Below are 25,132 nucleotides of genomic sequence, written 5' to 3' on the forward strand. Positions count from 1 at the left end.
CGCCGCGCTTCCTTGACCAGGAACGAGCGGCGGGCTGCTGCCGGGAAAGGACCATCTGGATTTCCCGGGCTCAGGAGCGATGGAAGCGGATGCGCATCGGTGGTAGTCGCTTACAGCGTTCCCTCGGTCACGCCGCGGGCCGCCGTTGCGCGTGCCTGCGCACGCACCGTCGCGCGATCGAGCGTGCTGGTGAACGCACGGGGCGCATCGGCATTGGCGCCGTCCGCGTAGATGTTGCCGGCGCGGGCTGCCGCCACGGCTTCGGCACGCGTGTCCGCGCGCATTGCCAAGGTGGGCAGTGCGGGAGCGACGTCTGCCGAAGCACCCTCGCGGTAAGGGTCGGCACCGTGCGAGGCAACGACGGCCTCGGCCCTGACGCTGGCGCGGCTTGCGCTCGAATGGAACTGAAGCACGCCCTGGTATTGCTCGGCGCTCGCGCTCAAGGCGAACAACGAGGAGACTGCGGCGGCGGCGAGGAGGACAGAAGCTTTCATGATGAATCCTTTCGGGTAGGTGATGACGATTCGGAAGAGCGGTTGTCAGTCGGATCGCATGTGCTTTTCCGAACTGATGGAGAGATTGTTCGGCCGCTCAGGCACCTCGTGACCGGTTTGCGTATGCCTCTGTATCCGGGCCGTGTTCGTCAACACTAAATTTCAAAATCGCAGGTGCGAGCCATCGGTTGCGACCCATCAGGGCGCGAGCCGCGTGAACACGTAGTCGTGGTTCTTCACAAGCGACTGATGGCAGGCAAAGCAGGTCTGGTGCTGTGCCAGGTCCGCGGGCTTGCCGTCGATGAATCGGCCGAAGCCCCAGCCGCCGGTGGCGGCGTACTTCTTCGAGTCCTTCACCATCACCTGCACGGTGGTGGCCGCGCCCGGAACGGATGCCGGTGCGAACTCCGGCGACTGCACATGCTTCCAGGCGAGCTTGACGAGCACGGTTCCGTCGGGAAAGGGCAGCGTGCCCTGGTCGTAGGCCTTGATCGCCTTGGCGTTGCCGAGCACGGCGCGCAACTCGTTCAGCGGCTCCGCCTCGATGGCGGGCGCGATCAGCTGCCATTGCCGGTAGCCCTTGGGGATAGTGACGCCGTAGATCGGCGACGCGTCGGAGCTTGCCGCGGCGGTGCGGGTCTCCTTCGCCGCGATGGGCGCGACCGCGAAGGTGGCCAGCGCGGCAGCGAGCGCGAGGAGGCCGAAGCTGGCGAGCTTCGCCGGCGCGCCCTTGAAGGAACGGGACGATGCCTTCGCTGCGTCCGTGCCGGAAGGCTGATGCGTGTGTGGATTGTTCATGGGTGTGCGGTTGTTGGTTGGACAAGGTCGAGATGCCGACGGGACGCAGGGTCGCGCCCCGGGGCGCGCCGATGGTCTGCCGCCTTCTTCCTTGTCCCCGCATGTTGCGTATGCGCGTGTATCGCGCTTCGCCGGTCCACACACTACGTTACGGCGGCCGGTCGCACCTGCGCATCGGTCCGGTGCATTTCCAGCGCGGCGTGCACCGTCTTCGCCGCGTGCACCTGCCTCGCGCATCTCGTTGCGAGATACGCCGATCTTCAATCCATATGAATATTGCGTGGAAACCCGCAGCCGAGCGGCGGGGGCGGACGCGACCATCGCCTGCAGCCGAACCAGGCGAAGGAAAGCGACGCACCCATGAGCACCAGCACCATCGCGCAGCCCTACGAGGGCCGCTTCGACAGCACCTCCGATGCCGTCTACCGCAAGGTCGGATGGCGGCTGATTCCGCTGCTGTTCCTCTGCTACATCGTGGCCTACCTCGACCGCGTGAACGTGGGCTTCGCCAAGCTGCAGATGCAGGGCGACCTGCAGTTCAGCGACGCAGTCTACGGGCTGGGCGCGGGCATCTTCTTCATCGGCTACTTCCTCTTCGAGGTGCCGAGCAACGTGGTGCTGCACCGCGTGGGGGCGCGCCGCTGGATCGCGCGGATCATGATCACCTGGGGCCTGCTGTCGGCGGGCACCATGTTCGTGAGTTCGCCCACGTCGTTCTACGTGATCCGCTTCCTGCTCGGCGCGGCGGAGGCGGGCTTCTTCCCCGGCATCATCCTGTACCTCACCTACTGGTACCCGGCCGCGCGGCGCGGAAAGGCCACGTCGCTGTTCCTCGCGGCGATCCCGTTCGCGGGCATTCTCGGCGGGCCGTTCTCGGGCTGGATCCTGCAGGGCATGGGCGGCGTCAACGGCTGGGCCGGCTGGCAGTGGCTGTTCCTGCTGCAGGGCCTGCCGACGGTGGCGCTGGGCCAGGTCGTGTGGCGCTACCTCGACGACCGCGTGAAGGACGTGCGCTGGCTCACGCCGGCCGAGCGTGAGCTCATCGCCCGCGAGATCGCGGCCGAAGACGCCGGCAAGGCCGAGCCGCGCATCCTGAGCGTGCTGGGCAACGGCCGCGTGTGGCTGCTGGCGCTGGTGTACTTCGCCTACACCTCGGGGCTCTACGGCATCTCGTTCTGGCTGCCCAGCATCATCAAGGCGACGGGCGTGAAGGGCGCGCTGGACATCGGCCTGCTCAGCGCCATTCCGTGGACCTTCGGCGTGGTCGCGATGTACTTCATGGCCCGCAGCGCGGACCGCCGGCTCGAATACCGCTGGCACAGCGCGATCGGCGCTGTCGTCGGCGCGGCGGGGCTGGTGCTGAGCGTGGCCTCGCACGGCAACGTGACGCTCGCGATGGCAGGGCTCACGCTGGCAACCATGGGCATCATGTCGACCTTCCCGGTCTTCTGGGGCATGCCCACGGCCTTTCTGGGCGGTGCGGCGGCGGCGGCGGGCATTGCGCTCATCAACTCGTTCGGCAATCTCTCGGGCTTCAGCGCGCCGTACCTCATCGGGCTCATCAAGGATGCGACGCAGAGCACCGACGCTGGGCTGCACATGCTGGCGGCCCTGCTGGTGATCGGCGCGGTGCTTGTGCTGTTCGTCAGGCCTGGGCGCGTCTCGTCGCAGCGCTGACCGGCATTCAGGAGGCTCCCATGGATTCGGTCGTGAACATTCCCGTGCGTTCGAACACGCGGCGTTCCCCGTCGCCGGAACTGCTTGCGCTGTTGCAAGGCAGGTTCGCTGAGCGCTTTTCAACCAGCAAGGTCGTGCTGCTGCAGCACGGCACCGACGAATCGACCTACCCGCCGCAGCCGCCCGACGCGGTGGTGTTCGTGCGCAGTACCGAGGAAGCGGCTTTCGTGGTGCGTGCATGCGCTCGGGAGCGCGTGCCGGTCATCGGCTTCGGCGTGGGGTCGTCGGTGGAGGGGCATCTGCTGGCCGTCGAGGGCGGCGTGTGCGTCGACTTCTCGCAGATGAACAAGGTGCTGGCGATCCGGCCCGGCGATCTCACGGCCACCGTGGAGGCGGGCGTCACGCGAGGGCAGCTGAACGCGGCGCTGCAGGGCACGGGGTTCTTCTTCTCGGTCGATCCCGGCGCCGATGCGTCCATCGGCGGCATGGTCGCCACGGCTGCATCGGGCACCAACACCGTCCGCTACGGCACGATGCGCGACAACCTCGTGAGCCTGACGGTGATCACGGCCGACGGCGACATAGTGCGCACTGCATCGCGGGCGCGCAAGAGCTCGGCGGGCTACAACCTCACGCAGCTGTACTGCGGCTCCGAAGGCACGCTGGGGTTGATCGCCGAGGCCACGGTGCGGCTGCATCCGCACCCGGAGACGTATGCCGCGGCGGTGGTGCATTTTCCGTCCGTGCGCGCGGCGGTCGACTGCGTGATCGAGTCGATCCAGATGGGCGTGCCGCTGGCGCGCGCCGAGTTGCTGGATGCGCTGACCATCCGCGCGGTGAATGCGCACAGCCGCACCACGCTGGGCGAACACCCCACGCTGTTCCTGGAGTTCGGCGGCAGCCAGGCGCAGGTCGACGAGCAGGCTGCGGTCGTGCGGGAGATTGCTGGCAGTCACGGGGGTGGCGCCTTCCAGTGGGCAAGGCTGCCGGAGGAGCGTTCGCGGCTGTGGACACCACGCCATCACGCCTACTTCGCCTGCCTGCAGCTGAAGGCGGGCAGCCGCAGCCTGAGTACCGACGCCTGCGTGCCGCTGTCCGCGCTCGCTCAGTGCATCGAGGAGACGCAGGCCGACATCGCCGAGCACGGCCTGCTCGTGCCGGTGCTGGGCCATGTCGGCGACGGCAATTTCCATTGCCTGGTGCTGGTGGACCCCGGCAGCGCACAGGAGAACGAGGCCGCCGAGGCCTTCAGCCACCGGTTGGTGCAGCGCGCGCTGCGCCACGGCGGCACGTCGACAGGCGAGCACGGCGTGGGGCTGCACAAGATGAAGTACCTGGTCGAGGAGCACGGCGCGCACGGGGTGGCGCTGATGCGCGCGGTGAAGAAGGCGCTGGATCCGCACGACATCTTCAACCCCGGAAAGGTCGTCGGCCTGGCGGAAGGCTGAGCGCGGCGGGCAGGGTGTGCCGCCTAGAATCTCCGGCCTCGCCCGCACTCCGCGGCGTGCGGCCGGAGGCCTTTCGATGGAGTTGCGCCAGTTCAAGTACTTCGTTGCCATCGTGGATTGCGGCAGCCTGTCGCGCGCCGCGCAGCAGCTCTTCATTGCGCAGTCGGCCCTGAGCAAGCAGATGGCCGAGCTGGAGAGCGAGCTCGGCACACAGCTGCTGCTGCGCAGCCGCAACGGCGTGGCGATGACCGAGGCGGGCAAGGTCTTCTACGAATACGCGCAGGGCATCACCAAGCAGGTGCGCGACGCCAGGGCCGCGGTGCATGTGGCGGCCGAGTCGGTGTCGGGATCGGTGGTCGCGGCGCTGCCGCAGAGCGTGTCGCCCATGATCGCGCTGCCGCTGATGCGCGCGGCGGCACGCCGCTATCCCGACGTGGTGCTGCACCTGAACGAGGAGCTCACCGGCAACATGGCCGACCAGCTGCTGCGCGGCCGGGTCGACGTGGCGATGTTCTCGCCCGCGATGCCGGCGGAGGACATCCAGTTCACTCCGCTGGTGGAGGAAGACTTCGTGTTCCTCGATTCCCCGCAGAGCCCGCATGCGCTGCCGCCCGGCGACGTGAGCATCGAACAGGCCACCGCGCGGCCACTGGTGTGGCCAGCGCATGCGCACGGCCACTGCACGCGCTGGCTGGTCGATACGGTGCTGGAGCGGGCGGGGCATTCCGCGGCACAGGTGGTCGCGGAGATCAACTCGGTCTATACGCTGAAGGCGGCGGTGGAAGCGGGGCTGGGGCCGACCATCATGCCGCTCGGCCTCGCGCAGCGCGAAGTGCAGGAAGGCCGACTCGTTGCGCATCGCATCGATCTGCCGTCGATGCATCGCACGCTGGGGCTGTGCGTGTCCGTGCATCTGCCGGCCACCAACGCCAAGCGCGCGGTGTGCACGCTGATCGCGGATGTGGTGCGCGACCTGTGCGAGAGCGGCCAGTGGGCCGGCGCGCGCGCGCTCGCGCCGGCGAGGAAGGCGAAGTAAGGTCCGTCGCGCTTCAGGCGCGGCGCTTGCGGGGCGCGGCCGCCTTTGCAGGCGGCGTGAAGAGGCGGCCGATGGCTTCGCGCACGTCGGCCTTCATGCTGTCGACGGCCTTCGTATCGCCCGACATGTGCTTGAGCAGCGCCTGCTGGAAGAGCCCGTCGAACAGCGCGTAGGTGGCAGAGGGCGACATGCCGGGCTCCTCGCCCGAGAGCTCGGCGAAGCGGCTCATGATCCGCCAGATCATGTCTTCGAGGCTCTTGTCGATCTGCACGACGTCGGCGCGGAAGGCTTCCTCGAAGAGTGCCTGCGAGCGCAGGTCGTACCAGAGGCGGTGCACGTGGCCTTCGTCGCAAAGGGTGGCGCCGAGGCTTTGCAGGAAGCCTTCCATCAGCTCGTCGTAGGTGGTGGCGCTTTCCACCGCGTGGTCGTAGCGCGTGACGCAGCGGGCCTTGTACTGCTTCACGCTGCAGATGATCAGGTCGACCTTGTCGCTGAAGTAGTAGTGCAGGACGCCGTGCGAGAACTCCGAGTTCTGCGCGATCTCGCGCAGGCTGGTGCGTGCGTAGCCCAGCGCCGCCAGCGTGGTCAGCGCGGCTTCTCCCAGTTCGGCGCGGCGCTCCGAGAACTTGTCGACCCGTGCCTTGGGCACCCGTTCGGCGTGCTTCTTTACCCGTTGATGTGTCGTCATTGAAAAGCCGGGCCGCATGCCTGCCAGCCCCTGTGTTCCTCTTGATCGCAAACCATAGCACGCAAGCGGGAGAACCCGCATCCGGCGTGTCACGGATGCCATTTTATAAAAACTTGACGAGTGCCAAGAAAAATCTTGACAGTCGTAAAGTCGATTTCTAGGATGACCGCTCCATCTCACAACACATCCACAGGAGACAAGTGATGGCCAAGTTCGACTTGAAGGGGCGCCGTGCGCTCGTGACAGGCGGTGCGCGCGGCATTGGCGCGAGCATCGCCGAGGCGCTGGCCGCGGCCGGCGCTTCCGTGATGATTGGCGACGTGCTCGCCGACCTGGGGCGCGAAACCGCCGCCAGGTTGTCGGCGTCGGGGGCGAAGGTGGGCTTCGTCCCGCTCGACGTGACGAAGGACGGCGACTGGGCCTCGGCCGCCGAGACCACGGTGAAGGAGCTCGGCGGCTTCGACATCCTCGTCAACAACGCCGGCATCGAGATCACCTCGCTGGTGGTCGACGTGAATGCCGACGACCTGCGCCGCATGCTCGACGTGAACGTGGCCGGCACGCTGCTCGGCATGAAGCACGCGTTCCGCGCGATGCGCCCCGGCGGCAGCGCGGGCAACGGCGGGGCGGTGGTCAACATCGCGTCGGTCGCCGCCACCATCGCGTTTCCCGCTATCTCCGGCTACTCCGCCACCAAGTCCGCTGTCGACCGCGCCACCCGCGTCGCCGCCATGGAGTCCGGCAAGCTGGGCTACGGCGTTCGCGTCAACTGCATCTATCCGGGACTGGTGCCCACCGACATGGGCATGAAGCTCGCCCACGACATCGTCGCCGCCGGCCTCGCGCCGAGCGTGGAGGCGGCCGTGGGCGACGTGGTCAGCCAGACGCCGCTCGGGCGCCTGGGCGAAGTCGGCGACATGGCCGACGTGGTGGTCTTCCTCTGCTCCGATGCGGCCCGGTTCATCACCGGCGCCGGCATCGCGGTGGACGGCGGCATGGGCATGTGAGCACGTAGAAAAAGGAGACACGACATGAGCAGCAGCAAGAAGAAACCCGTCGTCGTATACGGCGCTTCCGGCTACACCGGCCGGCTGGTGTGCGAATACCTGCGCGAGTACAACATCCCCTTCATCGCCGCGGGCCGCAGCGCGCAGAAGGTGGAAGCGGCGATGAAGTCCAACGTGCCCGGCATCGAGACCGCGAACTACGAGGTGGTGGAAGTGGCGCATTCGGTGGGCGCGCTCACCGAGCTCTTCACCGGTGCCTCGGTGGTGCTCAACACGGTGGGGCCCTTCGCCAGGTTCGGTCCCGAAGTGGTCGATGCTTGCCTGGCGGCCGGATGCCACTACACCGACACCACCGGCGAGCAGGACTGGCTCATCACGCTCGACCAGAAGTACGGCGCGAAGTTCGCCGCCGCTGGTCTGCTGCTGTCGCCGGGCCTCGCGCACATGTACACCACCGGCGAGATCGCCGCGCAGCTGTGCCTGGAGACGCCCGGCCTCGACACGCTGGACATCGCCGTGTTCTGGGGCGGCAGCCCGACCATCGCATCGACCCAGACCATCCTGGTCAACGCGGCCACCTCGAAGGCCTACTACCTGGAGCAGAACGAGTACGTGGAATGGCAGCCCGACGCGGGCCTGTACCACCTCTCGATTCCCGGCCAGCACGAGGCCGCGCTGGCGCTGCCCTGGGGCGGCACCTCGCACCCGGTGTGGTTCAAGCGCGACCCGCGCGTGGCCAACGTGAAGGTGCTAGGCGGCGTCTTCAACAAGCCGCTGATGCAGGGCGTGCCGCACATCGTGGCCGCCGCGCTGAAGGCCACCGAAGGCATGAACGACGAAGACCGCTATGCCGCGCTGGCGCAGACCGCGGCGGGCGTGATGAACACCATGCCACCGCGCGAGAACCCGCGCATCAACAAGTCCGTCGACTCGGTGCACGCCTCCGGTCCGCTGGGCCGCGTGCATTGCGTGATCTTCGGCAACTGCAACTACAAGCAGACCGGCCTGCTGCAGGCCTATGCGGCGGCCTCGCTGCTGCAGCAGCCGCCACGGCGCGCCGGCTTCGCATCGGGCTGCCAGGCCTTCGGGCATCGCGAGCTGCTGGGTGCGCTGCGCGGCTTCGGGCTGGTGCAGGAGCCCGTGATCACCCGGATGGGGTGATCCCATGCGCCTGGTCGACTACCTCGACAAGGGCGCCCAGCTCGGCGCCCATTCGCCGTGCCTCACCATGGGCGGCACCAGCCTGAGCTATGCCCATGTGCAGCGCATCAGCTGTCGCGTGGCGCGGGGCCTGCAGCGCGCCGGCATCCGGCCCGGAGACAAGGTGGCCGTGCTGTCGAGCAACGACGCGACGGCATTCGCCACCGTCTTCGGCATCTCGCGCGCGGGCTGCGTGTGGTGCCCGATCAATCCGCGCAACGAGGCGGGCGAGAACGCCTACGTGCTCGATGCCTTCGATTGCGCGTGCCTGGTCTTCCACGGCAACTACGCCCCCATGGTCGAGCAGATGCGGTCGCAGCTGCCCAAGTTGCGGGCGCTGGTGTGCCTGGATCAGCGACAGCCTTTCGCACCCTCGATGGACGACTGGCTGGAGGGCCTGGACGATTCACCCTTCGACATCGCGCCGCCTGACGACGTCGCGATGATCGCCGGCACAGGCGGCACCACCGGCCAGCCCAAGGGCGTGATGCTGTCGGGGCGCAATCTGGAGGCGATGTCGGCGCTGACGCTGATGGGCTATCCCTTCGAAGGCCGACCCGTCTACCTTGCGCTGGCACCGCTCACGCATGCGGCCGGCGTGCTGTGCCTGCCGGTGATGGCGCTGGGCGGGCAGGTCGTGATCATGCCCAGGCCCGACCTGGGCGAGTTCCTCGGCCTCATCGAGCAGCATCGCGTCACCCACACCTTCCTGCCGCCGACGCTGATCTACATGCTGCTGCAGCATCCGCAACTCGCGCAGACGAAGCTCGATTCGCTGCAGTGCTTCTGGTACGGCGCCGCACCCATGTCGGCCGCGAGGCTCGAAGAGGCGCTGCAGAAGATCGGCCCCGTCATGGCCCAGCTCTTCGGGCAGACCGAGGCGCCGATGATGATCTCGATGATGTCGCCGCGCGAGCACTTCAACGCCGACGGCACCGTCGCGCGTCATCGCCTGTCTTCGGCGGGCAGGCCGGGTCCGCTCGTGCAGGTGGGCGTGATGAACGGCGACGGCGTGCTGCTGCCCACGGGCGAGAGCGGCGAGATCGTGGTGCGCGGCTCGCTCGTGATGCTCGGCTATTACAGGAACCCGCAGGCCACCGAGGAGGCCTCGCGCCACGGCTGGCACCACACGGGCGACATCGGCTACCTCGATGCCGACGGCTTCCTCTACATCGTCGACCGCGCCAAGGACATGATCATCTCGGGCGGCTTCAACGTCTACTCGGCCGAGGTCGAGCAGGTGCTGATGCAGCATCCCGACGTGCAGGACAGCGCCGTCGTCGGCCTGCCCGACGAGAAGTGGGGCGAGCGCGTGGTGGCCGTGCTGCAGCTGCATGCCGGGCGGCAGGTGGACCCGGACGAGATCAAGTCCTTCGTCAAGGCGCGCATCGGCAGCGTGAAGGCGCCCAAGCAGATCGAGCTGTGGCTCGACCTGCCACGCTCCAAGGTGGGCAAGGTGCTGAAGAAGGAGGTGCGGGCTGCGCTGCTGCAGCGCGCGGATCAGCCGCCGCGCTGATAGTGGTCGTGGTGCGCCCGGCGCAGCTCGAACTTCTGGATCTTGCCGGTGGAGGTCATCGGCAGCGCCGATAGGAAGACGACCTGCTTCGGCACCTCGAAGCCACCGAGGTGTTCCTTGCAGTGCGCGATCAGCGCGGCCTCCTCGAAGTCCGCGGGCGCGTCGGGCCTGCGCGTGACGAAGGCGGTGATGGCCTCGCCCCAGCGCTCGTGCGGCAGGCCCACCACCGCGGCGTTGAGCACGGCGGGGTGCCGCAGCAGCACTTCCTCGACCTTGATCGAGGGCACGTTCTCGCCGCCCGACTTGACCATGTCCTTCAGCCGGTCGAGGAAGACCAGCTGCCCGTCCGCATCGAGCTTGCCCAGGTCGCCCGAGTGATGCCAGCCGAAGCGCTGCGCGTTCGCCGTGGCCTCGGGGTCGTTGTAGTAGCCGAGCATCACGTTGGGGCCGCGAAAGACGATCTCGCCGACCTGTTCGGGGCCCAGCAGCTCGCCGTCGTCGTCCATCACCGCGACCTCGTTCACCAGCGTGGCCACGCCCCAGTAGGAGCCGAAGCGCCGGCGCTGTTCGTGCGTCTCGAAGATGGTGGCGCCGGGGTACATCTCTGTCTGGCCCGAGGCCAGCGCGAAGTTGGGGCAGAACTCCTCGAGCAGGCGCAGCAGCAGCGAGCGCGACATCGGCGCCATCGCGTAGACGCAAAGCCTCAGGCTCGAGAGGTCGCGCGTCGCGCGCTGCGGATGCGCGAGCAGCGCGCCGTACATCATCGGCAGGCCGACCGTCACGGTGATGCGGTGCCGTTCGATGGCCGCGAGCATCGCGCCCGGATCGAAGCCGCGCAGCACCACCAGCGAGCCGCCCACTGCCAGCGCCGACATCGCCACCGTGTGCTGGCCGCAGTGGAAGAGCGGCAGCACGGCGCTCCACACGTCGGCGCGCTCGGGGCTGCTGCCCCATTCGACCATGTTGCTCAGCAGCACCGAATGCACCGAGGCGTGCGAATGCATCACGCCCTTCTGGCGGCCGGTGGTGCCGCTCGTGTACATGATGAGCGCGAGTTGCGTGCTGTCGATGTGCACGTCGGGCAGCGTGGTGGGTCCTTGCGAGATGACCTGCGGCACGGTCGGCAGGCCGGCCGGCGGCGTGTCTTCGTCGAGCACGCACAGCATCGGCGCGATGCCGTTCGCATCGAACAGGCCACGCAGTTCGGGCTTCGCGTGCAGCGCGGTGTCGATCACGATGTGGCGCACGCCGGCGTGCGCGAGGATGTAGCCGACGGCCTCCACCGCCAGCGCGGTGTTGATTGGCACCCACACCAGGCCCGCCTTCTGGATGCCCAGCATGGCGACCACCATCTGGATCGAGTTGTTGCACAGCATGCCGACGCGGTCGCCGCTCGCGAGGCCAAGGCCCAGCAGGTGATGCGCGAAGCGGTTCGACGCGGCGTCGAGTTCGCCGTAGGTCATGCGATGCTCGCCCTCTATCAGCGCGGTGCGTGCGCCGAAGCGGCGGGCGCTGCGGTGGATCACGTCTCCCAGCGCGATGCGCGAGATGCGCGAATGAAACTGCGGCGGCACAGGGCCGGTGGCGGCTGCGGGCATGCTCTTCGTCTCCGTTCTTCGATGGTGGGCGCAGCCTAAGGCCGTGCGCCGAACCGCGTCTTGCGAAGACTGGCTGCCGCGGCGCTAAAGTGCCGCCATGCGCAGACACCTTTCCACGACCACCGGTCCCCAACGTCTTCTCTATGGCGCTGTCGCCGGCTGTGCCGTCACGGCCGCGCTGATGTCGGTGCCCATGAGCGGCATGGCGCGCGGGCTGACCGGATGGTGCACGGCGGTGGGCGTGCATCAGGTGCTGGCGTGGTGGCTGGCCTGCACCTTCGACGCGAAGCGCACGCGCGAACGGGCGCAGTCGCTGGACCAGCCCAACGTGGTGATCCTCGTGTCGATGCTGGTGGTGGTGGCGATGAGCGTGGTGGCCATCGCCCTGCTGCTCCAGCAGGTGAAAGGATTGAGTGGCTGGGAGCGCGCCGGGCACGTGGCGCTGGGCCTCGTGGCGCTGGCTGGCTCGTGGCTGACGATGCACACCATCTACGCCTTCCACTACGCGCACCGCTACTACATCGACCAGCGGGACGGAACGCCCGACGGCGGCCTCGACTTTCCGGGCAAGGGCGACGATGCTCCCGACTACTTCGACTTTCTCTACTACTCCTACGTGATCGGCATGACCTCGCAGGTGTCCGATGTGCAGGCGACCTCGAAGGAGATGCGGCGCATCACGCTGCTGCACAGCATGCTGGCCTTCGCCTTCAACATGCTCGTGCTAGCGCTTTCGGTGAATGTCGTCGCGGGCGCCGTCTAGGCGCCCCCGCGATGCAGGCTCAGGCCGGGGCCTTGCGCGGCCATCCGGGCTTGACGATACCGGTCGACAGCGCCACGCCGCACACGATCACCAGCGCGCAGATCAGCATCCACTGCGTGATGTTCTCGCCCAGGAACACCGCGCCGTAGAAGAGCGCGAACACCGGCACCAGGAAGGTCACCGTCAGTGCGCGGGCCGGCCCGGCGCGCTCGATCAGCCGGAAGAACAGGATGTAGGCCACCCCCGTGCAGGCGATGCCCAGTGCCAGCAGCGCGAGCCATGCGCGCAGGCTCGGCATCTGTGCCGGCCAGAGCAGGATGGCGGGCAGGGCGAGGAAGGCGGTGGCGCCGATCTGGCTGCCGGTGGCCGTGGTCAGCGCGGGCACGCCGCCCAGGTAGGCGCGCGTGGCGCTGGCCGAGATGCCGTAGCACAGGCACGCGCCCAGGCAGGCCAGCACCGCGAAGAGCGCGGCATTGCTGCTGGCGCCGGCATGCAGGCCGGCGCTGCGGCTGGCGAGCATCGCCACGCCGGCGAAGCCGATCAGCAACCCGACGAGGCGCCAGTTCGCGGGGCGCTCGCGGAACCAGGCCCAGGCCACGAGCGCGCCGAACATCGGCGTGGTGGCGTTGAGCACCGCCGCGAGGCCGGTGTTGATGGTCAGCAGCGCGAAGCAGAAGAGCGCGAACGGCATGCCCGAGTTGAAGACGCCGACCAGCAGGCTGGCCTTCCAGTGCTTCGCGAGCGACGGCCCCTGTCCGCGCAGCAGCGCGATGGGCAACAGGAACAGCGCGGCGATCGCCACCCGCACCGCGGCCGTCGGCAGCGCGCCGAATTCGGCGGCGCCGATGCGCATGAAGAGAAAGGAAGCGCCCCACAGCGCGCCCAGCAGCACCAGGTCGATGAGCCAGGCGGTGGGTGCGAGGGTTTTGGCGGCTGTGGCGGTTCCGGTTCCGGTTGCGGGGGCGTTGTTGTTCTGCGTTGTGGTCATGCGTCCTCGGTCGTTCTTTTCTGCTGTGCGCCCGGAAGGCTCAGATTGCCTTTTCGAGCTGCAGCAATGCTGTCTTGCGTTCGAGCCCCCCAGCGTAACCGGTCAGCGAGCCGTCCGAGCCCAGCACGCGGTGGCAGGGCACGATCACGCTGATCGGGTTGCGCCCCACGGCCGCGCCCACCGCGCGCACCGCGGCCGGGTTGCCCACGGTGACGCTGAGGGCGCCATAGCTGGTGGTGGCGCCCGCCGGAATGGCCAGCAATTGCTGCCACACGCTCTGCTGGAAGGCGGTGCCGTGCGACAGGTCGAGCTTCATGTCGAAGCTGTCGCGCTTGCCGGCGAAGTAGTCGCGCAGCTGGGCGGCGGCCTCAACCAGCGCGGGGTGGTCTTCCTTGGTGACCCAGCCGCTGGTGTCGGGCCAGTGGCGTTGCTGGTCGAACCAGACGCCGGCCAGCCCCTTGTCGGTGGCTGCCATCGTGATGCCGCCGAGCGGCGTGTCGATGTGCGAGGTGTAGATGACTTTGCTCTTGAACTTCATGACGCTTCAGGCTGCGACGCCTGCCGTGGTGATTGGAGGAGATTCGGTGTCCGCCGTTTCGGCTGCATTGGCGGAGGGTGCCGGGGCGACGGCGGTTGGCGCATGCCAGGCCCGCAGCACCGCGTAGCTGCGCCAGGGCCGCCATGCCAGCGAAGCCTCGCTGGCGGCACGGGCCGTGGTCACGCCCAGCGCCTTCTGCAGCGCGACGTCGCCGGCCGGAAAGGCATCGGGCCAGCGCAGCGCGCGCATCGCGATGTACTGCGCGGTCCAGGCGCCGATGCCGGGCAGCTCCTGCAGCGCGGCGATGGTGGAAGGCACGTCGGCACCCGCATGCAGCGCCAGCTTGCCGGAGGCGACTTCGCGCGCGATGGCGTGCAGCGCGGTCTGCCGCTGCCGCACGATGCCGAGGCGGCCCAGCTCGTCGCCGCTCGCGGCGGCAATCGCCGCAGGAGTGGGAAACAGGCGAGTCAGCCCCTCGACGGGCGTGGCCAGCGGCTCGCCGAAGGCCTCGACCAGCCGCGAGCCGAGCGTGCGCGCCGCGGCCACCGTGATCTGCTGGCCCAGCACCGCGCGCACTGCGAGCTCGAAGCCGTCGACCGCGCCGGGCACGCGCAGCCCGTCGCCATGCGGAAAGGCCGCGTGCAGCGCCGCGTTGATCGCCATCGGCTCCGCATCGAGGTCGAACAGCGCGCGAGCGCGGCTGATGACGATGGGCAGCACCGCGGCCAGCGAATCGCTGACCGACAGCAGCATCTGCTCGCGTTCGAGGTCGAAGCGCAGCTGCAGCCAGCCGGCGTGGGCCTGTCCGCCGTGCTGGATGCGCAGCGTGCGGGTCAGCTTCGAATAGACCGGCGTGCTGCCCTTGGCGGGCTCCTTGCCGTCGGCCGTGGAGACGACCTCGACGCCGCGCAGCGCACGGCGCGCGAAGAAGCCGAGCATGGCATTGGCGTCGTAGGGCGGGCGGAAGCCCAGCCGCACCTCGATGGCCCTGCCTTCGCCGCCCTCGGCGATGGCGCCGCCGGCACGCCGCAGCGCGCTGGGGTTCAGGCCGTAGTGTTCGAGGAAGGCCGCGTTGAAGCGCCGCACGCTCGCGAATCCGCTGGCCAGCGCCACCTGCGTCATCGGCAGGCGGGTGTCGGCGATGAGCTGCTTGGCGGCCAGCAGGCGGCGCGTTTGCAGGTATTGCAGGGGCGAGACGCCGAACTGGGCCTCGAAGATGCGCCGCAGGTGGCGGTCGCTCACGCCCAGGCGGGCCGCGATCTGGGCCGCGCCGGGGCCGTCTTCCGACCAGGCGTCGGGCTCGTCGATCAGCCGCGCCGCCTGCAGCGCGAGGATGCGCGAGGCGTCCTCGGTCGACCAGCTGGCCGCGCGCGGCGCGAGCTCGGGCCGGCAGCGCAGGCAGGGGCGGAAGCCGGCGGCCTCGGCCTGTGCCGCATGGCGGAAGAACCGGCAGTTCTCGCGCCGCGGAAGCTTGACGCGACAGACCGGTCGGCAATAGATGCCGGTGGATGTCACTGCGGTGAAGAACGACCCGTCGAAGCGCGCGTCATGCGTCTTCATCGCCAGGTAGCAGGCGTCGCTCTCGAGCGCTTCGGTGGAGGTTTGGTTGGCGGGCATGAAGAAATGATACGGTTTCGACTCGTTTCAACTGGCCGTTTTCGGACATGTGGGCACCCTGGGCCTTGCCTACAATGCCCCGTTTACATATCCACAGCAGGGAAACGCCTTTCATGCAGCTCAGCGCGTCGATCTTCAAGGCCTATGACATTCGCGGCGTCGTGCCGGTCACTCTCGATGCGGAGGTGGCGGAAGCGCTCGGAAGGGCCTTCGGCAGCGCCGCGCGCGCGGCGGGCGAGAAGTCGGTGGCAGTGGGACGCGACGGCCGCCTGTCGGGCCCCTCGCTGTCCGAGGCGCTGATCAAGGGCCTGGTGGCCACCGGCATCGAAGTGATCGACGTGGGCGCCGTGACCACCCCGATGCTGTACTTCGCGGCCCACACGCTGTGCAAGAGCGGTATCCAGGTCACCGGCAGCCACAACCCCAAGGACTACAACGGCTTCAAGATGGTGCTGGCCGGCCGCGCGATCTACGGCGACGAGATCCAGGGCCTGCGCAGGACCATGGAGGCCGGCTCCGCCCAGCTCGCTGCGGGCGGCAGCGTTCGCAAGGTCGACGTGACCCAGGCGTACATCGAGCGCATCGCGGGCGACATCAAGCTGGCGCGGCCGATGAAGATCGTGGTCGATTCGGGCAACGGCATCGCCGGCGCCTCGGCCCCGGCCATCTTCCGCGCCCTGGGCTGCGAGGTGACCGAGCTCTACAGCGAGGTCGACGGCAACTTCCCCAACCACCATCCCGACCCCAGCAAGCCCGAAAACCTGAAGGACCTGATCGCGGCGCTGGCCAAGGGCGACGCCGAACTGGGCCTGGCCTTCGACGGCGACGGCGACCGGCTGGGCATCGTCACCAAGGACGGCCAGAACATCTTTCCCGACCGCCAGATGCAGCTCTTCGCGCAGGACGTGCTCTCGCGCGTGCCCGGCGGCACCATCGTCTACGACGTGAAGTGCTCGCAGCGCCTGGCGCCGGCCATCGAGGCCGCGGGCGGCAAGCCGATGATCTTCAAGACCGGCCACTCGCTCATCAAGGCGAAGATGAAGGAAATCGATTCGCCGCTGGGCGGCGAGATGAGCGGCCACATCTTCTTCAAGGAGCGCTGGTTCGGCTTCGACGACGGCACCTATGCGGGCTGCCGGCTGCTCGAAATTCTGAGCAAGAGCCCCGACGCGAACGCCGTGCTCAATGCGCTGCCCACGAGTTTCTCGACGCCCGAGTTGAACGTGGCCTGCGCCGAGGGCGAGCCGCACGCGGTGGTCGACAAGCTGGTGAAGGGCGCGAGCTTCGCCGCCCCCGCCAAGGTCTCGACCATCGACGGCCTGCGCGTCGACTGGCCCGATGGTTTCGGCCTGATCCGCGCTTCGAACACCACCCCCGTGCTGGTGCTGCGCTTCGAAGGCCAGACCGATGCCGCGCTGAAGCGCATCGAGGCCGAGATGCTGGCCCTTTTGAGAACCGCGAAGCCCGACGCCAAGCTGGCCGAAGCGGCACATTAGGATGACCCCCAGTCTTCGCGCACTTCGTGTCGCTGCGCCAACCCCCTTCCAGGGGGCGATACCGGTGGCCCGGCAAAGCCGGTTCCACGGTATCCCTGGCGTGAAGGGCCGTGCCGGCTTCACGCGTTGCGGGTTCTGCAACGGTGTGAAGGGGCGCTGAATCGTGCGTTCCCTGCTGCTGCGCCTCTACGGCGTCTTCACCACCGTCGTGCAACCGCTGGTGCGCCGCAAGCTGCGACGCCGCGCGGAGGCCGAGCCGGGCTATGGCGTGGCCGTGGAGGAGCGCTTCGGCTACTACGACGAAGCCACCACCGGCCAGGCCCAGTGCTGGGTGCATGCGGTCTCGCTCGGCGAGACGCGCGCGGCGGCCATCCTGATCGCCGAGCTGCGGCGCCAGTACCCGGGCGTACCGATCCTGCTCACGCACGGCACCGCCACCGGCCGCGAGGAGGGCGCCAAGCTGCTCGAGCCGGGCGATACGCAGGTCTGGCAGCCCTGGGACACCCCCGGCGCGGTGCGACGCTTCCTCGACCGTTTCCAGCCGCGCATCGGCGTGCTGATGGAAACCGAGGTCTGGCCCGAGATGACGGCCGCCTGTGCCGAGCGCCGCATTCCGCTGGTGCTGGCCAATGCGCGCCTCAACGAGAAATCGCTGGCGGCCGCCGAGCGGCTGGCCTGGCTGGCGCGCCCCTCCTACTCGGCTCTCACGGCCGTCTGGGCGCAGACCGAGGCCGACGCTCATCGCCTGGTATCGCTCGGCGCCAAGGTGGCCGGCATCTACGGCAACCTCAAGTTCGACGCCACGCCCGACGCGCGCCAGCTCGCCACGGCCAGCTCGCTGCGCGAGCGCCTGCCCAAGCCGATGGTCGTGCTCGCGAGCTCGCGTGACGGCGAGGAGCGCATGCTGCTCGAAGTGCTCAAGCGCTTCGGCGCGACGTCGCCGGTGCCGCCGGAGCAGGGCGCGATCCGCTCGATCTCCAAGCGGGTGCACGACGTGCAATGGATGATCGTGCCGCGCCATCCGCAGCGCTTCGACGAGGTGGCCGAGCTGATCGAGGCCGAGGGCTTCGCGGTGGCGCGCCGTAGCGCCGCCGGCCAGCCGGCCGAGGCCGAGATCTGGCTCGGCGACTCGCTGGGCGAAATGGCGCTGTACTACGGCCTGGCCGACGTGGCGCTGCTCGGCGGCAGCTTCGAGCCGCTGGGCGGGCAGAACCTGATCGAACCGGCGGCGTGCGGCTGCCCGGTGGTCATGGGGCCTTCCACATTCAACTTCGCCGAGGCGGCGCAGCTCTCGCTGGCTGCCGGCGCATCGCTGCGCGTCGAAGGCATGGAGCAGGCCGTGACGGCCGCGCTGAAGCTGGTGGAGAACCCCGAGCGTCGCGCCGCGATGGCGCAGGCCGCGCTGGCGTTCTCGTCGTCGAACCGCGGTGCGGCCGAACGCACGGCCGCTGCGGTGCTGGCGATCGCGCAGGCGGCGGAGCCAGTGACGGAGCAGGGCGTGCCGGTGGAGGCTGTCGAGCCTGCGCGGGCCGAGCCCACGCTGGACTGATCGAGGCCGGAACTCCGGCGCTCAGCGCACCGGCGGGTTCAGGATCACCGGCGGCACGGGTGCCGTGGGCATCGTCGGCGCCGGCGGATTGAAGGGCTGCACCGGCACGGGCGGAACCACCGGAATGCTCGGCGGCGTCACGGTCACCGCGGGAGCCGTCGTACCGCGATCGGGGCCGATGGCCGGCGGCACGGCCGGCACGCTGCCGTTGCTCGCCAGCGTGGCGTTGATCGCATTCATGTCGTCGGTCGTCAGCGTGCCGTTGGCCTGGCGCAGCTTCAGGTTGCCCAGAAGCACGTTGTAGCGCGCCTGCGCGAGGTCGCGCTTGGTCTGGTAGAGCTGGCTCTGCGAGTTCAGCACGTCGATGTTGATGCGCACGCCGACCTGGTAGCCGAGCCGGTTGGCGTCGAGCGCGCTCTGGCTCGACGCTTCGGCCGCTTCCAGCGCCTTCACCTGTCCCGCGCCGGAAACGAGGCCGAGATAGGCCGCGCGCGTGGCCTGCGCCACGCTGCGGCGCGTGCCCTCGAGCACGCTGCGCGACTGGTCTTCGAGCGCCAGCGTTTCCTTGATGCGGTTCTCGGTCGCGAAGCCGGCGAACAGCGGCATGTTGAAGGTCACGCCCACCGTGGTCGCATTGACTCGGGTGCCGACGGTGCTCGTGCTGGTGCCGGTCGGGTTGCGCGTGATGTTGTAGCCAAGGTTGGCGTCCAGGGTGGGCTTGTGGCCGGCCTTGGCCTTGTCCACCTCGAGCCCGGCCACGTCGAGGCCCAGGCGGGCCTGCTTGATGGCGGGATGCACCTCGTCGGCCTGCGACACCCAGGCGTTGATGTCCGCGGGCGTGGCCGTGGGCAGCACCACCGGCACCGTCAGCGGCACCGGCACGCTGCCGGGCCGGCCGACCAGCTGGTCGAGCACCACCTTCTTCACCTGCAGGTCGTTCTCGGCGGCGATTTCCTGCGCGATCACCAGGTCGTAGCGGGCCTGCGCCTCGCGCGAGTCGGTGATGGTGGAGGTGCCGACCTCGAAGTTGCGCTTGGCGGAAGCCAGCTGCTCGGCCACCGCGACCTTCTGCGCGCGCACGAGCGCCAGGCTGTCCTGGCTCGCGAGCACGTCGAAGTAGGCCTGGCTCACGCGCACGATCAGGTCCTGTTCCGCGATGGTGAGCACCGCCTGCGCGATGTCGGCCTGGCGCTTGCCCTGTTCGTAGGTGGCCCAGTTGGCGGGCCGGTACAGCGGCTGGGTGGCGTTGATGCCGACGTTCTGCGTGGTGAAGTCGCGCGGCGTGCTGGTGCCGCGGCCGGTGCCCGTGAGGGTTTCGATGTCGAGGTCGCTGCGCGTCACGCCGGCCGTGAGCCCCACGGCGGGCAGGATGCCGGCCTTGGCCTGCGCGGCGCGCGCGATGCTCGCGTCGTACTGGGCCCGTGCGCCCTGGTAGGTGGCGTCGAAGCCGCGGGCGGATTCGTAGAGTTCGTTCAGTGTCTGGGCCTGGGTCAGGGCCGGCGATGCGAGCAGGGCTGCGAAGGTGGTTGCGAGCGCTGCGGAAATAGGCGAAAGCCGGGGCCTGGAAGGCATTGAACGTCCTTGGGGGAAAGAATCAGTAGCGCGGGACCGTGGGGTCGTGCGAGGACCAGGCGTCGATGCCGCCCGCCACGTTGGCGAGCTGGTCAAAGCCGTTCTGGTTCAGGAAGGCGGCCACGCGCTGGCTGCGCGCGCCGTGATGGCACAAACAGGCGATGCGTTGGCCGTCATTCAGCTCGGCCAGCCGCCCGGGGATCTCGTTCATCGGAATCGCCACCAGGGTGAAGCCCTGGGGTGCGACGCTCGCCGTCTGCAGTTCCCAGGGTTCGCGCACGTCGAGCAGCACGGGGGCTGCGTCGGCGTTCTGTGCGAACCAGGTGGCAAGGTCGGCGGGGCGGACTTGATCGATCATTCTTTGCTCGACCGTCTGCTCAGAACGAGAAGCGCGAAGGCTCGGGGAAGTTCAGCAGACGCGGGGCCATCGTGTCCCAGGGCTGGATGGTTTCCCACTTGCTTTCGCTGGTGCGGGTGACGAAGTGGGCGCGCATCATGGGCTCTTCGCCCACGATGGCCGAGAGGCGGCCGCCGACCTTGAGCGAACCCAGCAGGTTCTGCGGAATGCGGGCGACGGAGCCGCTGAGCACGATCACGTCGAAGCTCGGGCCGCTGGGCAGGGGCACGGCGCCGTCGGCATTGCGCACCTCGACGTTGGTCACGCCGTTCTGGCGCAGCGTCTCGGCGGCGCGGGCGGCCAGCACGGGGTTGATTTCCAGCGAGAGCACCTGGGCGGCGCGGGCGCCGAGCAGGGCGGCCATGAAGCCGGAGCCGGTGCCGATCTCGAGCACGGTCTCGTGCTTCTGGATGTGCAGGTCCTGCAGCGTGCGGGCCTCGACCTTGGGCGACAGCATGATCTCGCCGGGCACGGAGCCGTCGAGCAGCGGCAGTTCCATGTCGAAGAACGAGAGCGTGCGGTGCGCGTCGGGCACGTAGTCCTCGCGGTGGATTTCGGCCAGCAGCTCGAGGATGTCGTTGTCGAGCACGTCCCAGGGACGGATCTGTTGCTCGATCATGTTGAAGCGCAAGCGCTCGAGGGTAGGGGTGGGGTTCATGGCGTGGCTTTCCTTGTGGGCTCAGGACAAACCTTCAATTTTAGGTGCCGCCGATGACACCCCCGGTTCGGTCGGCCTTCCGGAGCGCACGCTGAGCCCGTTGATCACCACTTCGGCCTGGGTCGTCAGGTATTTTTCGGGGTCCAGCGCCGCGGCGCCGTCGACGCAGACCATGGCCGAATGCTTCCAGAGCATGAGGAAGACCATGGGCGCCACCACCGAGTAGATCGCGTGGTCGACGTCCATCGGCGCGAACTCGCCGCTGTCGATGCCGCGCTGGAAAATGCGCCGCAGCAGATCGTGGCCGGGCCGGACCACCTGCTCGCGGTAGAACTCCGCCAGCGCGGGAAAATTGGCGCCCTCGCTCATCATGAGCTTGGTCAGGCCCGAGGCCTGGGTCTTGCCGACGCGTTCCCACCACACGTTCATGCAGTAGCGCAGCATGTCGGCGGTGGTGCCCTCGAAAGCCTCGAACTCGGCATTCCACTCCGTGAAACGGCCGCCGAGGTTTTCGATGACCACGGCCTTGAACAGCTCTTCCTTGCTCGGAAAGTAGAGAAAGAGGGTGCCCTTGGAAACGCCGGCGCGTGCCGCCACTTCCTCGGAGCGGGTGGCGGCGAAGCCCTTTTCGACGAACAGATCGAGCGCGGCAGCCAGCAGTTCGCCGGGGCGCGCCTCCTTCCGGCGCTCGCGCTTGGCGCGTACCGGACAGATCTTGTCGACGAAGGAACGGGGCGTGGACATGCTCTTAATGACTCGTTGGTTAGTAATGTAGTGACGGGCATCCGCCACGTCAAGCCGCGACAATATCGGGTTCGTCTTTTCAACCTCCTCCGGAGCAGCACCATGTCCATTTCATCGTCGCCCACCGAAACCATCGTTTTGGGCGGGGGCTGCTTCTGGTGCACCGAGGCGGTCTTCGACCGCGTCCAGGGCGTGCTCGACGTCGAATCGGGCTACTGCAACGGCCAGACCGTCAATCCGAGCTACGAGCAGGTCTGCACCGGCCGCACCGGCCATGCCGAGGTAGTGAAGCTCGAATTCGACCCGGCGCAGATCAGCCTGCGCGAAATCCTCGAAATCTTCTTCGTCGTGCACGACCCGACCACGCTCAACCGCCAGGGCAACGACGTCGGCACCCAGTACCGCAGCGGCATCTACTACACGGACGATGCTCAGAAGCAGGTGGCCGAGGACGTCATCCGCGAGATCGAGGCCAGCAAGACCTACCGTTCGCCCGTCGTGACCGAGGTGGCGCCGCTTTCCAACTACTCGGCGGCCGAGGCCTATCACCAGGACTACTTCCTGAACAACCCGAACCAGGGCTACTGCGCGTTCGTCGTGGGCCCGAAGGTCGAGAAGTTCCAGAAGACCTTCGCCTCGCGACTCAAGGCCTGAGCGGCCGGCCGATACCTTTTTTCCGTGCACCTCGCCGTCCGCCAGCACCGCACCCGCTCGACCCGCGCGCTCGTGTTCGCGCTGGCGGTCGCGCTGTGGTTCGCGGGTACGCTGGGGCTGATGCACCGCGCGCTGCACGTGCCGGGCCTTCCGGCCGCGGCGGAGCATGCGTCACAGGTCGTCCACAAGCATGCCGGGCATCAGCTGGCCAGCCTGTTCGGCGATCACACCGATGCCGAGTGCCGGCTGTACGACCAGCTTTCCCACGGCTCCGCCGCGCCCGGCGTGCCGCTGGTGGTGCTGCCGATGCTGCTGCCGTCGGCCACCTTCGCATTCCTGCAGGGCGAGGCCATCGCCCGCTGGGTCGCGCTGTTCGACGCGCGCGGCCCGCCTTCCACTCGCTGAATCCCCCGTTCCCGATTGCTGCACCCGCTTCGCGCGCGGTGGCGGTCGGTCGTCCCTTGATTCACCGAGTGTCCATTCATGACTCCCAATTTCCGTCGCAACGCCATCGGCGTTGCCGTTCTTTCGCTTGCCTCCTTCGCAAGCATGGCCCAGACGCAGGCGCCTGATACCGCCCAGGCCGCCCCGGCCGCCCAGCCCCAACCCGCCGACGCCGCGAGCCTGCGCGAGATCACCGTCACCGGCAACCCGCTCGGCGCCTCCGACCTGATCGCGCCGACCACCACTCTTTCGGGCGACAAGCTGCTGCTGCGCTCCGAATCGACCCTCGGCCAGACGCTGGACAACGTGCCCGGCGTGAGCAGCAGCTACTTCGGCCCCAACGCCAGCCGCCCGATCATCCGCGGCCAGGACGGCGACCGCATCCGCATCCTGCAGAACGGCGGCGCCGCGCCCGATGCCTCGTCGCTGAGCTACGACCACGCCGTGCCCGTCGATGCGCTGGTCACCGAGCGCATCGAGGTGCTGCGCGGTCCGTCGGCGCTGCAGTACGGCGGCAGCGCCGTGGGCGGCGTGGTCAACGTGATCGACAACCGCATTCCCACCGAGCCGATCAACGGCTTCGGCGGCCGCGCCGACCTGGGCTATGCCACCGGCAACAAGGAAAAGAACGGCGGCGTGGTGCTCGAAGGCGGCAACGACCGGGTCGCGGTGCACGTCGACGCCTTCAACCGCGATTCGAAGGACGTCTCGGTGCCGATCACCCTCGAATGCAGCAAGCCCGGCTCGCCGTGGACCGCGCGCAAGATCTGCAATTCGGCCAACGAGGCGAACGGCGGCGCGTTCGGCGGCACGGTGTTCTTCGACCAGGGCTACATCGGCGCCTCGGTCAGCAGCTATCGCAGCAACTACGGCACCGTGGCGGAGGACGACGTCACCATCCGCATGAAGTCCGACCGCTACGCGCTCGAGGGCGAATGGCGTCCGGGCGGTTTCATCAGCAGCATCCACGCGAAGCTCAGCCACACCGACTACCGCCACACCGAGTTCGAGGGCGGCGCGCCCGGCACCACCTTCTCGAACATGAGCAACGACCTGCGCATCGAGGCGCGCCACCAGAAGATCGGCAACTTCGAGGGCCTGGTCGGCTTCAGCAGCGAGACCAACCGCTTCGCCGCCGACGGCGAGGAGGCCTTCGCGCCGCACAGCCGCACGCGCACCAACGCGCTGTTCCTGTTCGAGGAGTACGGCACCTCGTGGGGCCGCCTGAGCTTCGGCGCGCGCACCGAGCAGGTCCGCATCCGCTCGCTGGGCTACCCCGACGATCCGACGGTCACGCGTTTCGCCATCGGCGAGCGCACCTTCAATCCGCACAGCGCGGCCTTCGGTGCGCTGGTCAACCTCGCGCCGCAGTGGCAGCTGACCTCGAACCTCGCCTACACCGAGCGCGCGCCCAAGGACTACGAGCTGCTGGCCAACGGCCCCCACGTGGCAACTGGTGCCTGGGAAGTGGGCGACCCGAACCTGAAGAAGGAGAAGTCGACCGGCTTCGACCTGGGCGCCCAATGGAAGTCGGGCCCCAACACGGCCCGCGTGAACGCCTACGTCACGCGCTTCAGCAACTACATCGGCCTGACGGCGACGGGGCGCAACCTCGACGAGGAAGGCAACGTGGCCGAGGCCGGTGCCACCGACACGCTGGCGGAGTACGTCTACGGCGGCGTGCGCGCGCGCTTCACCGGCATCGAGGCCAACGGCAACCTGCGCCTGCTGGGCTCCGACGGCTTCGCGCGCATGGGCGACGCGGGCACGCTCGACCTCGAATGGCGCGGCGACATCGTGCGCGCGAAGAACCTCGACACCGGCGAGCCGCTGCCCCGCATCGCGCCGCTGCGCCTGGGCGCGACGCTGGCCTACAACAACGGCCCGTGGGGCGCGCGCTTCGGCTTCGACTACAACGCGGCGCAGCGCCGCGTGCCCTCGGTGGGCGCGCGCGAGACCGATGCCTACACGCTGTGGAACGCGGCCATCACGTACCGCATGAAGGTGCAGCGCGCCAACCTCACCTGGTATGCGCGCATGGACAACATCACGAACAAGCTGGCCTACAGCGCGACCTCGATCCTGACGACGACGGTGTATCCGAACGCCCCGCTGCCGGGCCGCTCGCTGAAGGTCGGCCTGCGCGTGACGTTCTGATCCTGCCTTGCTCCCTCCCCCCTCTGGGGGAGGGCAGGGGTGGGGGCAAGCGGCCTTTGAGAGCGCCATGGCTTCTGCCTGCGCCGTCTGCCC

The 25,132-nt window shown here is 68.6% G+C and carries 23 protein-coding genes; 12 read left to right on the plus strand and 11 right to left on the minus strand.

The genetic code is table 11. The features are described 5' to 3' along the window. Positions 1–110: 110 nt before the first annotated feature. Both BMY35_RS13270 and BMY35_RS13275 read right to left on the minus strand, forming a co-directional pair. On the minus strand, positions 111–494 hold the full coding sequence (locus BMY35_RS13270; RefSeq protein WP_093199341.1) for a helicase SNF2: 384 nt from the start codon (positions 492–494) through the stop codon (positions 111–113). A 198-nt stretch (positions 495–692) separates the two neighbouring features. Next, complete coding sequence (locus tag BMY35_RS13275; RefSeq protein ID WP_093199344.1) at positions 693–1,292, minus strand: cytochrome P460 family protein; 600 nt, start codon at positions 1,290–1,292, stop codon at positions 693–695. A 360-nt stretch (positions 1,293–1,652) separates the two neighbouring features. On the opposite strand from BMY35_RS13275, the gene BMY35_RS13280 reads away from it, so the two are divergent. From BMY35_RS13280 to BMY35_RS13290, 3 genes are all read left to right on the plus strand, one after another. Next, on the plus strand, positions 1,653–2,969 hold the full coding sequence (locus tag BMY35_RS13280) for an MFS transporter (RefSeq protein ID WP_093199347.1): 1,317 nt from the start codon (positions 1,653–1,655) through the stop codon (positions 2,967–2,969). Between the two features lie 20 nt (positions 2,970–2,989). After that, positions 2,990–4,417, plus strand: coding sequence for an FAD-binding oxidoreductase (locus BMY35_RS13285; protein ID WP_093199350.1), 1,428 nt, complete (start codon positions 2,990–2,992; stop codon positions 4,415–4,417). A 76-nt stretch (positions 4,418–4,493) separates the two neighbouring features. After that, entirely contained in the window at positions 4,494–5,453 is a 960-nt protein-coding gene (locus tag BMY35_RS13290; protein ID WP_093199352.1) for a LysR substrate-binding domain-containing protein, read from the plus strand. 13 nt (positions 5,454–5,466) lie between these two features. On the opposite strand, the gene BMY35_RS13295 is transcribed toward BMY35_RS13290, so the two are convergent. Then, a complete protein-coding gene (locus BMY35_RS13295) occupies positions 5,467–6,141 on the minus strand; it encodes a TetR/AcrR family transcriptional regulator (RefSeq protein ID WP_143080673.1) in 675 nt (224 codons plus the stop codon). 203 nt (positions 6,142–6,344) lie between these two features. On the opposite strand from BMY35_RS13295, the gene BMY35_RS13300 reads away from it, so the two are divergent. The 3 genes from BMY35_RS13300 to BMY35_RS13310 are packed head-to-tail and all read left to right on the plus strand — an operon-like array spanning position 6,345 to position 9,864. Then, positions 6,345–7,148 carry an SDR family NAD(P)-dependent oxidoreductase gene (locus BMY35_RS13300; protein WP_093199355.1) on the plus strand — a complete coding sequence of 268 codons (804 nt, stop codon included), beginning with the start codon at positions 6,345–6,347 and terminating at the stop codon, positions 7,146–7,148. 24 nt (positions 7,149–7,172) lie between these two features. After that, complete coding sequence (locus BMY35_RS13305) at positions 7,173–8,309, plus strand: DUF5938 domain-containing protein (protein ID WP_093199358.1); 1,137 nt, start codon at positions 7,173–7,175, stop codon at positions 8,307–8,309. A 4-nt stretch (positions 8,310–8,313) separates the two neighbouring features. After that, entirely contained in the window at positions 8,314–9,864 is a 1,551-nt protein-coding gene (locus BMY35_RS13310; RefSeq protein ID WP_093199361.1) for an acyl-CoA synthetase, read from the plus strand. Here the strand turns inward: BMY35_RS13310 and BMY35_RS13315 are convergent. Further along, on the minus strand, positions 9,849–11,462 hold the full coding sequence (locus tag BMY35_RS13315) for a class I adenylate-forming enzyme family protein (protein ID WP_093199363.1): 1,614 nt from the start codon (positions 11,460–11,462) through the stop codon (positions 9,849–9,851). The genes BMY35_RS13310 and BMY35_RS13315 overlap by 16 nt on opposite strands. A 97-nt stretch (positions 11,463–11,559) precedes the next feature. On the opposite strand from BMY35_RS13315, the gene BMY35_RS13320 reads away from it, so the two are divergent. Then, positions 11,560–12,225, plus strand: coding sequence for a DUF1345 domain-containing protein (locus BMY35_RS13320; protein ID WP_093199366.1), 666 nt, complete (start codon positions 11,560–11,562; stop codon positions 12,223–12,225). A gap of 19 nt (positions 12,226–12,244) precedes the next feature. On the opposite strand, the gene BMY35_RS13325 is transcribed toward BMY35_RS13320, so the two are convergent. Genes BMY35_RS13325 through BMY35_RS13335 form a run of 3 tightly spaced genes read right to left on the minus strand, consistent with a single transcriptional unit; the run spans position 12,245 to position 15,368 of the window. After that, positions 12,245–13,213, minus strand: coding sequence for a DMT family transporter (locus BMY35_RS13325; RefSeq protein ID WP_093199368.1), 969 nt, complete (start codon positions 13,211–13,213; stop codon positions 12,245–12,247). Positions 13,214–13,253: 40 nt separating this feature from the next. Then, positions 13,254–13,751, minus strand: a complete 498-nt coding sequence (locus BMY35_RS13330; protein WP_093199371.1) for a methylated-DNA--[protein]-cysteine S-methyltransferase — start codon at positions 13,749–13,751, stop codon at positions 13,254–13,256. 6 nt (positions 13,752–13,757) lie between these two features. After that, entirely contained in the window at positions 13,758–15,368 is a 1,611-nt protein-coding gene (locus tag BMY35_RS13335; RefSeq protein WP_093199376.1) for a DNA-3-methyladenine glycosylase 2 family protein, read from the minus strand. 113 nt (positions 15,369–15,481) lie between these two features. Here BMY35_RS13335 and BMY35_RS13340 point away from each other — a divergent pair, with 113 nt between their 5' ends. Together BMY35_RS13340 and BMY35_RS13345 are read left to right on the plus strand one after the other, a co-directional pair. Further along, positions 15,482–16,864, plus strand: a complete 1,383-nt coding sequence (locus BMY35_RS13340; RefSeq protein ID WP_093199379.1) for a phosphomannomutase/phosphoglucomutase — start codon at positions 15,482–15,484, stop codon at positions 16,862–16,864. 163 nt (positions 16,865–17,027) lie between these two features. Then, entirely contained in the window at positions 17,028–18,413 is a 1,386-nt protein-coding gene (locus BMY35_RS13345; protein WP_093199382.1) for a 3-deoxy-D-manno-octulosonic acid transferase, read from the plus strand. Positions 18,414–18,434: 21 nt separating this feature from the next. On the opposite strand, the gene BMY35_RS13350 is transcribed toward BMY35_RS13345, so the two are convergent. From BMY35_RS13350 to BMY35_RS13365, 4 genes are read right to left on the minus strand one after another with little or no spacing between them, the layout of a single operon-like run. Continuing rightward, entirely contained in the window at positions 18,435–19,985 is a 1,551-nt protein-coding gene (locus BMY35_RS13350; protein WP_093199384.1) for a TolC family outer membrane protein, read from the minus strand. A 22-nt stretch (positions 19,986–20,007) separates the two neighbouring features. Further along, entirely contained in the window at positions 20,008–20,343 is a 336-nt protein-coding gene (locus tag BMY35_RS13355) for a rhodanese-like domain-containing protein (RefSeq protein ID WP_093199385.1), read from the minus strand. A gap of 19 nt (positions 20,344–20,362) precedes the next feature. After that, a complete protein-coding gene (locus BMY35_RS13360) occupies positions 20,363–21,040 on the minus strand; it encodes a protein-L-isoaspartate O-methyltransferase family protein (protein ID WP_093199388.1) in 678 nt (225 codons plus the stop codon). Between the two features lie 21 nt (positions 21,041–21,061). Then, positions 21,062–21,784 (minus strand): TetR/AcrR family transcriptional regulator, encoded by a 723-nt coding sequence (locus BMY35_RS13365; protein ID WP_093199390.1) that lies wholly within the window; start codon positions 21,782–21,784, stop codon positions 21,062–21,064. A 102-nt stretch (positions 21,785–21,886) separates the two neighbouring features. On the opposite strand from BMY35_RS13365, the gene msrA reads away from it, so the two are divergent. From msrA to BMY35_RS13380, 3 genes are all read left to right on the plus strand, one after another. Then, the gene (msrA, locus tag BMY35_RS13370) at positions 21,887–22,438 is read left to right on the plus strand and encodes a peptide-methionine (S)-S-oxide reductase MsrA (protein ID WP_093199393.1); all 552 of its coding nucleotides are present in this window, start codon (positions 21,887–21,889) and stop codon (positions 22,436–22,438) included. 24 nt (positions 22,439–22,462) lie between these two features. Then, entirely contained in the window at positions 22,463–22,843 is a 381-nt protein-coding gene (locus BMY35_RS13375) for a hypothetical protein (protein ID WP_093199395.1), read from the plus strand. Positions 22,844–22,921: 78 nt separating this feature from the next. Further along, positions 22,922–25,039, plus strand: a complete 2,118-nt coding sequence (locus tag BMY35_RS13380) for a TonB-dependent receptor (RefSeq protein WP_093199397.1) — start codon at positions 22,922–22,924, stop codon at positions 25,037–25,039. Positions 25,040–25,132: the final 93 nt, after the last annotated feature.

The organism is Variovorax sp. YR750 (assembly GCF_900109805.1).
In the GTDB taxonomy this organism is placed as follows: domain Bacteria; phylum Pseudomonadota; class Gammaproteobacteria; order Burkholderiales; family Burkholderiaceae_C; genus Variovorax; species Variovorax gossypii.

Bases quoted from the DNA above. Each gene is read 5' to 3' on its own strand.
- BMY35_RS13330 (WP_093199371.1), bottom strand. From the start codon at position 13,751: ATGAAGTTCAAGAGCAAAGTCATCTACACCTCGCACATCGACACGCCG.
- BMY35_RS13315 (WP_093199363.1), bottom strand. From the start codon at position 11,462: ATGCCCGCAGCCGCCACCGGCCCTGTGCCGCCGCAGTTTCATTCGCGC.
- msrA (WP_093199393.1), top strand. From the start codon at position 21,887: ATGTCCATTTCATCGTCGCCCACCGAAACCATCGTTTTGGGCGGGGGC.
- BMY35_RS13350 (WP_093199384.1), bottom strand. From the start codon at position 19,985: ATGCCTTCCAGGCCCCGGCTTTCGCCTATTTCCGCAGCGCTCGCAACC.
- BMY35_RS13270 (WP_093199341.1), bottom strand. From the start codon at position 494: ATGAAAGCTTCTGTCCTCCTCGCCGCCGCCGCAGTCTCCTCGTTGTTC.
- BMY35_RS13380 (WP_093199397.1), top strand. From the start codon at position 22,922: ATGACTCCCAATTTCCGTCGCAACGCCATCGGCGTTGCCGTTCTTTCG.
- BMY35_RS13320 (WP_093199366.1), top strand. From the start codon at position 11,560: ATGCGCAGACACCTTTCCACGACCACCGGTCCCCAACGTCTTCTCTAT.
- BMY35_RS13290 (WP_093199352.1), top strand. From the start codon at position 4,494: ATGGAGTTGCGCCAGTTCAAGTACTTCGTTGCCATCGTGGATTGCGGC.
- BMY35_RS13280 (WP_093199347.1), top strand. From the start codon at position 1,653: ATGAGCACCAGCACCATCGCGCAGCCCTACGAGGGCCGCTTCGACAGC.
- BMY35_RS13300 (WP_093199355.1), top strand. From the start codon at position 6,345: ATGGCCAAGTTCGACTTGAAGGGGCGCCGTGCGCTCGTGACAGGCGGT.
- BMY35_RS13310 (WP_093199361.1), top strand. From the start codon at position 8,314: ATGCGCCTGGTCGACTACCTCGACAAGGGCGCCCAGCTCGGCGCCCAT.
- BMY35_RS13325 (WP_093199368.1), bottom strand. From the start codon at position 13,213: ATGACCACAACGCAGAACAACAACGCCCCCGCAACCGGAACCGGAACC.
- BMY35_RS13305 (WP_093199358.1), top strand. From the start codon at position 7,173: ATGAGCAGCAGCAAGAAGAAACCCGTCGTCGTATACGGCGCTTCCGGC.
- BMY35_RS13335 (WP_093199376.1), bottom strand. From the start codon at position 15,368: ATGCCCGCCAACCAAACCTCCACCGAAGCGCTCGAGAGCGACGCCTGC.
- BMY35_RS13355 (WP_093199385.1), bottom strand. From the start codon at position 20,343: ATGATCGATCAAGTCCGCCCCGCCGACCTTGCCACCTGGTTCGCACAG.
- BMY35_RS13365 (WP_093199390.1), bottom strand. From the start codon at position 21,784: ATGTCCACGCCCCGTTCCTTCGTCGACAAGATCTGTCCGGTACGCGCC.
- BMY35_RS13360 (WP_093199388.1), bottom strand. From the start codon at position 21,040: ATGAACCCCACCCCTACCCTCGAGCGCTTGCGCTTCAACATGATCGAG.
- BMY35_RS13285 (WP_093199350.1), top strand. From the start codon at position 2,990: ATGGATTCGGTCGTGAACATTCCCGTGCGTTCGAACACGCGGCGTTCC.
- BMY35_RS13340 (WP_093199379.1), top strand. From the start codon at position 15,482: ATGCAGCTCAGCGCGTCGATCTTCAAGGCCTATGACATTCGCGGCGTC.
- BMY35_RS13295 (WP_143080673.1), bottom strand. From the start codon at position 6,141: ATGACGACACATCAACGGGTAAAGAAGCACGCCGAACGGGTGCCCAAG.
- BMY35_RS13275 (WP_093199344.1), bottom strand. From the start codon at position 1,292: ATGAACAATCCACACACGCATCAGCCTTCCGGCACGGACGCAGCGAAG.